The following is a 6,536-nucleotide window of genomic DNA, read 5'->3' on the forward strand; positions in this document are numbered from 1 at the left end:
GGTCCTGGAAGTCCTTCATCGTGTCTCCGTACGTGATCGGCCGGCGGTGTCGGCCGGGGTGCGGGGGTGAGGCACAGCGGTGGCCGGCCCCAGGTTGAGGCGCTTGTTCATGTCCAGGTGGAAGGTGCCGTAGGGGTTGACGTTGGACCAGAACAGCGCGGTCAGGCCGCGCCGGTCCTCCTCGCTCAGCCTCGATGCCCAGGCCGGTTCGGCACAGGACGACGAAATCGTCTGCGTACCGCACGAGGATGGGTGAGTCCGGCCGGGCGGTACCCTGCTTGGTGTAGCGCACGCCGACCGCCTCCTCCAGACCGTTCAGGGCGATGTTCAGGAGCAGCGGGGAGATGACACCCCCTTGAGGAGTCCCCTCCTCCGTTCCTTCCCGGATGCCCTTCTCAACCACCCCGGCTTTCAGTCAGGCTCGAATCAGCCCCCGACCGGGCACAGGCCCGATCAGCTCCATCAGCTTCTCGTGGTTGATCCGGTCAAACGCCGCCTCCAGGTCCGCGTCGATCCCCCATGTCCGCGCAGGGTCTTTCCCCGCCTTGGTGCTGGTCGCGATCCAGATGGCCCGGAGCGCGTCATGGGCGGAACGTCCGGGCCGGAACCCATACGACTTCCGGTCGAAGCGTGCCTCCCACTGGGGTTCCGTCGCGTTCTTCACCCGGGCCTGCATGGCCCGGTCGTAGATCGTCGGGATTCCCAGGGGGCGACGGCGTCCATCGCTTTTCGGGATGTACACGCGCTTGACGGGCCGGACTCGCCAGAGCTGGGTCTCCGCGTGGACGCGGTTCGCCAGGGCCGCCCTCTCCTTGGGAGTGAGTGCGGTCTCTCCGTCGACTCCGGCCGTCTTAGGCCCGTGCTGAGCTGGGTGACCCGGCGCACGCTGGTCAGCGTGTTGGAGTGCGCCCTCAGCATCAGCTTCGACAGGTTGTTCACCCCCTGCCGCCAGTTTCCCTCTTCTGCTGCCCGGTAGATCCGTTGCCTCAACCGGCGTACGTTCTCGTTCGCCTTGGTCCAGTCGATGTCCGACCATGCCCTGGCGTCGAGACCGCCCGACCGTCCGTTCACTGCGGAGGGGACACCAGTGTCCGTGACCGTCGCGGTCGCGCTCATGGTGCCTCCCTTCCCGTGTCTAACTTCCCGGACCGGTTCCGTCGGTCTTGCCACTTCTGTACCGGGGTCCACCAGACCCACGTCAGCGACCTTTCGGCCCACACCAGTTGGTGTGTATCCGGCGGCTTATACGACAACCTCGTCATCCGGTCACGGCGCGCCATCGAAAGCCTTGCCGCGCTCGGAGGCGGCAGCCCCCGGCAGATCCGCACCCCCGCCGAGATCCAGGCCGTGCTGCGCATGGCGATCGGCGCGACCGAGCACTACGCGCGGATGCAGATCGTGTCCTGCCCCCCGGGAACCATCCCCGGGTACGCCGTGGTCGACACCGCCAACCTGCTCTCCGAACTCCTGGAGAACTCGGCCGCCTCCTCCCGCCCCGAGACCCGGGTCCACATCCGTGCGGAGCGTGCCGAGGACGGCTCCCTCGCGGTGCTCATCGAGGACCAGGCACTGGCCATGCCTGAGGGCCAGATCGAGCGGCTCAACATGCTCCTGGCCCAGCCGGAGAGAGCCGACCTCACCGGCCAGCTCCGTGAGAGCAGGATCGGGCTCATCGTCGTGTCCAGGATCGCCAAGCGCCACCGTCCACCTCGCTGCCCGCACCGGCGCGCCCGGCTACCGGGCCACGGTGATCCTCCCCCCGCGCCTGGTCACCGCCCCCGCGGCCCCCTCCCCCACCGAAGACACCATGCCGCTGCCCATAACCCCCGCGCCCCTCACCGCGCCACGCCTGGGAGGGCCGCAGCCGTCCCTCCCTGCCACTGCCCCGCCGCCCCGGACCCCGGGAAGCACACCACTGCCGATACGAACCCCCCAGCGCCACCGCCCGCGCCCCCTCCCCGCCGCCCCGCCGACGGGCACGGCCGGGTTCACCGGCGCCGTCGCCGAGTCCCTGCTCGGCACACCCCCCAACCAGCCCGCGAATCAAGGAGGATGACCATGACCGATCCCGCGCACGGCGACATGAACTGGCTCCTGGAGGAGTTCGCCAAGGGCGCGCCCGGCGTCGTGGCCGCCCTGGTCACCAGCCGTGATGGCATCGCCATGCACCAGTACCAGCTCGACAGTGATGCGGCCGACCGGATCAGCGCCATCGTCAGCGGCGCCGCGTCCCTCGGCCGCGGGCTCTCCCACATCCCCGGCCTGGACCTGCCCCCGGCGGGTACTTCGAGCAGGTGGTGATGTACCACTCCAGCGTCCGGCTCGTGATCGGCAGGCTCGGCGACAATTCGCTCCTGGCCGTCCTCGCCGAGCCCGACGCCGACATGCCCGCCATCGCCTACGCCATGGACCAGCTCGCCGCCCGGCTCTCCCCGCATCTGGACACCAGCGTCCGCCGGTCCACGGCGGGATGACCGGCCCGTCCTGCGGACGGCCCTGGACTGAGGAGGACACCGCGACGCTGCGGCCCTACGCCCTGACCCAGGGCCGCACCAGCAGCCGCGCCGGGCTCGGCCGCGACAGCCTCGTCACGGCCAACCCCGGCGTCCGGCCCGGCAGGAACCTCCAGCCCGAGCACTCCGGCCTGCTCGCCCTGTGCCAGAGCCTGCCGGTGCCGGTGGCCGAACTGTCCGGCCGGCTCCACCTGCCTGTCCAGACGGTGAAGATCCTCGTCGGAGACCTCCTCGACATCCGCCTCCTCGTCCAGATCGACGCAGGCCCCCCGTCCGCCACCTCTGTCCTCGACGTCCACCTCCTGGAGCGAGTCCGTGAAGGCCTCGACCGCCTTTGACACCCCCTGCGGTACGCACCGCATGACCCCCGTCCGCCTCGTGGTCAGCGGGCCCTTCGCAGTGGGCAAGACCACCTTCATCAGAGCGGTCAGTGAGATCGAACCGCCGCGCACCGAAGAGCGCCTGACCCAGGCGGGCGTAGGGATAGACCACCTGCGCGGGCCCGAGCGCAAGACCACGACCACCGTGCTGCTGGACTTCGGCCGTATCACCCTCACCGACCAGGGCCTGATCCTCCTGCTGTACGGCACCCCGGGGCAGGAGCGGTTCCAGTTCCTGTGGGACGACCTCACCAGCACGGCGCTCGGCGCCGTCGTCCTGGTCGACACCCGGAACCTGGCATCCAGCTTCGACGCGGTCTCCTACTTCGAGTCCTCCCAGGTGCCGTTCGTCATCGCCGTCAACGAGTTCGACGGCGCCGGACGCTACAGCGCCGACGAGATCCACCACGCCCTCCAGCTCAGCCCCGGCATCCCGGTCCTGCTGTGCGACGCCCGCCAGACCGCCTCCGCACGGCAGGTGCTGCGCACCCTGGTCCACCACTGCCTCACCCTCGCCACCGCCCGCCTCCGGCACACCGCCCCCGACTCGAAGGCCCGCCGATGACGTTCGACCCGCGCACCGGACTGCACCAGCTCCGCGCCCTGCTCGACACCACACCCCTTCGTATCGCCCGGCTGCGGGCCCTCGGCCTCACCAACCCGCCGCCTGCGGCCACCGCCGCGTTCGACGCGTTCGCCACCAGCCTCGCCGAACGCACCGGCATGCCCGTCGCCATGATCAACCTCATCGGCGACGACCAGCGGTTCGTCGGACTCCACGCCCCCACCCACACCCCCGCCGGCGACCTCTTCCCGCCCATCGGGCGCACCATGTCCCTCGACCACGGCTACTGCCCCGAAGTCGTCGACCGCGCCCGGTCCCTCACGCTGCCCGACGTCTGCGTCAACCCCCCGCTTCGCGGGCAACGAGGTCGTCGACCGCATCGGCATCCGCACCTACGCCGGCGCGCCCCTCACCGAACCCGGCAGCGGCACCGTCCTCGGCACCATCTGCGCGGTCGGCACCGAAGCCCGTCCCAAGGCCGACGGCCAAGGACTCTGGCGCCTGATCATTCAGGCCGCCGAGGAAGCCCGGGAACTCGTCATGGACCATGCCGTCCGGCCGCCGGGGACCCCCAGATGACCCGGCCCCCGCGCCAGCACCTGTCCGGCTCACACTCCGGCCGCGCGCGGCCCTCGAGGAAGGCACCGCATGACACACGTCCCCTCTGAGAGGGTGTTTTGTGCCGATAGCTCGGCCGGAAGTGGCGTCGCTTCGCGGGCGCACGGCAGTCTGACAGCAGGGAGCTACCGAGCTCCGCCCGAGGCTGTCCGGAGGTCGGCTACGAGCTGGTGCGCGTACTCATTCTCAGGATCAAGACGTTCAACCGCTTCGTGGGCTTTCTGAAACTGGGCTCTTTCGCACAGCAACTGCACGAGGTGATACAAGGCGCCGCTGTCGCCGGCCTTAGCCCGGCGGCGCAGGGCCGTGTCGATTCCCCGTTCGCGAAGCGCTCTGTTGAGTCGCCGGCGCGCGTGGACGTCTGTGAGCGCGAGCTCGGTGAGCTGCTCGAATCGCTCCGCACGAACGAGTAGATCCATGTGCCACAGATGATTGTCGTGCGCGTGGAAATCGGTGGAGTAGCACTCGGCGCGAGCGCTCACCAGCGAGATGGCTGCATCCCAATCACGGATTCCTTCTGCCACTTGCACCTGCTCGCGCCATTCCACAGGGGGAGTATCGCGCAGCCCTGCGTCCAACGACACCGAGAATCGGTACCTGTGAGCACCCTGCGGCCGGTTTCCGGGTGGGCGCGTTGTGCTTCAGGCCCCTCTCCAGGTTGGTGTGGACTCGTGGGTGAGGCGGCGGGTCATGAGGGCGATCATCGCGATGTAGATCATGGCGGTGGAACGGGCGGGGAGGGCTTCGTAGTCGCGGGCCAGGCGGCAGTGGTGCATGAGCCAGCCCAGCGTGCGCTCGACCACCCACCTGCGGGGAAGGACGATGAAGCCCTTGGTGCCCGGAATACGTCGGACGACTTCGAGGTCGATGCCCAGGCGGGCGGCGTGGTCGACGAGGTATTCGCGGTAGCCGCGGTCGGCCCAGCCCTTGCGGATGCCCGGGTGGTCGGTGGCGAGGCGGTTGAGGAGACGTTCGTCGGCGACGGAGTCCTGAATGCTGGCGGCGGTGACCAGTACCGTCAGCATCAGGCCGGTCGTGTCGATGATGATGCTCCGCTTGCGGCCAACAATCCTCTTACCCACGTCCGCACCCTGCTCGCGGGCGGGAACGTTGGTGGAGGTCTTCACGCTCTGTGCGTCGATGACGAAGCCGGTCGGCTCCGGGCTGCGGCCCTCGCTCTCGCGGACGCGGCGCCGCAGCAGGGCGTTGAGCTGCTCGAAGATGCCGTCTCGTTCCCAGCGGCCGAAGTAGCCGTAGACGGTGTTCCAGTGCGGGTAGTCATGCGGAAGGTAGCGCCAGGGAATGCCGGTGCGGGCCACGTAGAGGATGGCGTCGAGCAGGTCGCGAAGGTCGTGCTGCGGCGGGGTGCCGATGTTGAGCCCGCGGCGGGCCTTGCCGTCCCGCCAACTCGCCAGCAGCGGTTCCACCAGGGCCCATCGGGCGTCGGAAAGGTCGCTGGGATACCGCCGACGTTCGCTCATACTCCCAGGAGGCGACAGACCTGAACGGTCTGACAGGGCGGGCAAGGCCGAAGGTGAGGCATTCGGAGTGAACCGGTTCCCCTTGGGATGAAACAGGAGGAGATGGGGCGCAACAGCGACCTCATAGCCACTTCCGCCCCACCCTCACCGCACCCTTCTCCAGCCTCACCAGCCACTCACCACAAGTTGTGGCTAAACGTGGCGTAGACGGGCTAAACACCCTCTGAGTGATTGTTTTTGAAGCTTGGCCGCAGTTGTTCTGCTTCTGACGTGGCACGAGGAGAGCGACTGAGGCCAGGGGTGCCTGCAGCGTGGCGCGAGTCGTGAGAGATCCTTCGTGTATGGAGAGCAGAGTGGGCACCGGCGGATGGCCATGGAACTCCATCGAGGAGGTCCGTGAGTGGGCGGATCGTGCTGGTGCCGATGGCCAGGAGATGGAGCACATCCGGTCGGTTGCGCTGTCCCGCGCCGAGGACAGGAGGCTCCCCGCAGGGTTGAGGAAGCAGTGGGCCAAGCTGTCGCTTCAGGTCAACAGCCGCATGCACGGCGACGGCCCGTGGGGTCAGGCACGAATGGCCGCGAACAGCTTCGGGCTCCGGACGCTGATGATCGAGGAACTTGGTCCGGATCCCGACGACTCTGACTGGGACGCTGCTGCCGTCGTCTCGGACGTCGTGAGTGCGGTGATTCTGACGCCGACGCAAGCCCATGAGATGAGTATCCGGTGGCAGGACCAGCCAATCGAGCTGATCAGTCTCCTGCGCCGCGTCAAGAACGTCACTGCTCCGCTTGAGCGGCTTCAGCACCACCTCCGGCCTGGTCCACTCCATGACTTGGTCCTGGAGTGGCTGTCCGTCCGGAAACGGCTACCCTGAACGCATCAGTGAGCCTCTTCAGCGTTGCCGCTCCAGGGTGAGAATGGCTTTGGCGATTGACGTCATGCGGTTGGGGCTGCAGCGGGACCTGCGGAAGATCCGCC

At 68.5% G+C, this 6,536-nt stretch carries 9 protein-coding genes and 2 pseudogenes; 5 read left to right on the forward strand and 6 right to left on the reverse strand.

Going from position 1 to position 6,536, the window contains the following annotated elements:
* The 3 genes and pseudogenes from ACIO92_RS34015 to ACIO92_RS34025 form a co-directional block, all read right to left on the reverse strand.
* A pseudogene (locus ACIO92_RS34015) lies at positions 1 to 676 on the reverse strand (reverse transcriptase domain-containing protein); the annotation flags it as partial.
* On the reverse strand, positions 661 to 1,116 hold the full coding sequence (locus tag ACIO92_RS34020) for a reverse transcriptase N-terminal domain-containing protein (protein WP_402284403.1): 456 nt from the start codon (positions 1,114 to 1,116) through the stop codon (positions 661 to 663). The pseudogene ACIO92_RS34015 and the gene ACIO92_RS34020, both read right to left, overlap by 16 nt.
* 150 nt (positions 1,117 to 1,266) lie before the next feature.
* The gene (locus ACIO92_RS34025; protein WP_402058831.1) at positions 1,267 to 1,701 is read right to left on the reverse strand and encodes a hypothetical protein; all 435 of its coding nucleotides are present in this window, start codon (positions 1,699 to 1,701) and stop codon (positions 1,267 to 1,269) included.
* A 357-nt stretch (positions 1,702 to 2,058) separates the two neighbouring features.
* Between ACIO92_RS34025 and ACIO92_RS34030 the strand changes: the two genes are divergently transcribed.
* From ACIO92_RS34030 to ACIO92_RS34045, 4 genes are read left to right on the forward strand one after another with little or no spacing between them, the layout of a single operon-like run.
* Positions 2,059 to 2,301, forward strand: a complete 243-nt coding sequence (locus ACIO92_RS34030) for a roadblock/LC7 domain-containing protein (RefSeq protein ID WP_402058829.1) — start codon at positions 2,059 to 2,061, stop codon at positions 2,299 to 2,301.
* The gene (locus ACIO92_RS34035) at positions 2,301 to 2,474 is read left to right on the forward strand and encodes a hypothetical protein (RefSeq protein WP_402058827.1); all 174 of its coding nucleotides are present in this window, start codon (positions 2,301 to 2,303) and stop codon (positions 2,472 to 2,474) included. The genes ACIO92_RS34030 and ACIO92_RS34035 overlap by 1 nt, the downstream gene beginning before the upstream one ends.
* Positions 2,471 to 2,851, forward strand: a complete 381-nt coding sequence (locus ACIO92_RS34040) for a DUF742 domain-containing protein (RefSeq protein ID WP_402058825.1) — start codon at positions 2,471 to 2,473, stop codon at positions 2,849 to 2,851. Before ACIO92_RS34035 ends, ACIO92_RS34040 begins: the two co-directional genes overlap by 4 nt.
* A gap of 22 nt (positions 2,852 to 2,873) precedes the next feature.
* Positions 2,874 to 3,458: a GTP-binding protein gene (locus tag ACIO92_RS34045; RefSeq protein WP_402058823.1), complete on the forward strand. Its 585-nt coding sequence runs from the start codon at positions 2,874 to 2,876 to the stop codon at positions 3,456 to 3,458.
* 743 nt (positions 3,459 to 4,201) lie between these two features.
* Here the strand turns inward: ACIO92_RS34045 and ACIO92_RS34050 are convergent.
* Both ACIO92_RS34050 and ACIO92_RS34055 read right to left on the reverse strand, forming a co-directional pair.
* Positions 4,202 to 4,624, reverse strand: a complete 423-nt coding sequence (locus ACIO92_RS34050; RefSeq protein ID WP_402058822.1) for a hypothetical protein — start codon at positions 4,622 to 4,624, stop codon at positions 4,202 to 4,204.
* 93 nt (positions 4,625 to 4,717) lie between these two features.
* Positions 4,718 to 5,557 (reverse strand): IS5 family transposase, encoded by an 840-nt coding sequence (locus ACIO92_RS34055; RefSeq protein WP_402284398.1) that lies wholly within the window; start codon positions 5,555 to 5,557, stop codon positions 4,718 to 4,720.
* A gap of 341 nt (positions 5,558 to 5,898) precedes the next feature.
* Between ACIO92_RS34055 and ACIO92_RS34060 the strand changes: the two genes are divergently transcribed.
* Entirely contained in the window at positions 5,899 to 6,432 is a 534-nt protein-coding gene (locus ACIO92_RS34060; protein WP_402058818.1) for a hypothetical protein, read from the forward strand.
* Between the two features lie 18 nt (positions 6,433 to 6,450).
* Here the strand turns inward: ACIO92_RS34060 and ACIO92_RS34065 are convergent.
* A pseudogene (locus ACIO92_RS34065) lies at positions 6,451 to 6,536 on the reverse strand (IS5/IS1182 family transposase); the annotation flags it as partial.

The organism is Streptomyces sp. NPDC087215, from assembly GCF_044744885.1.
In the GTDB taxonomy this organism is placed as follows: domain Bacteria; phylum Actinomycetota; class Actinomycetes; order Streptomycetales; family Streptomycetaceae; genus Streptomyces.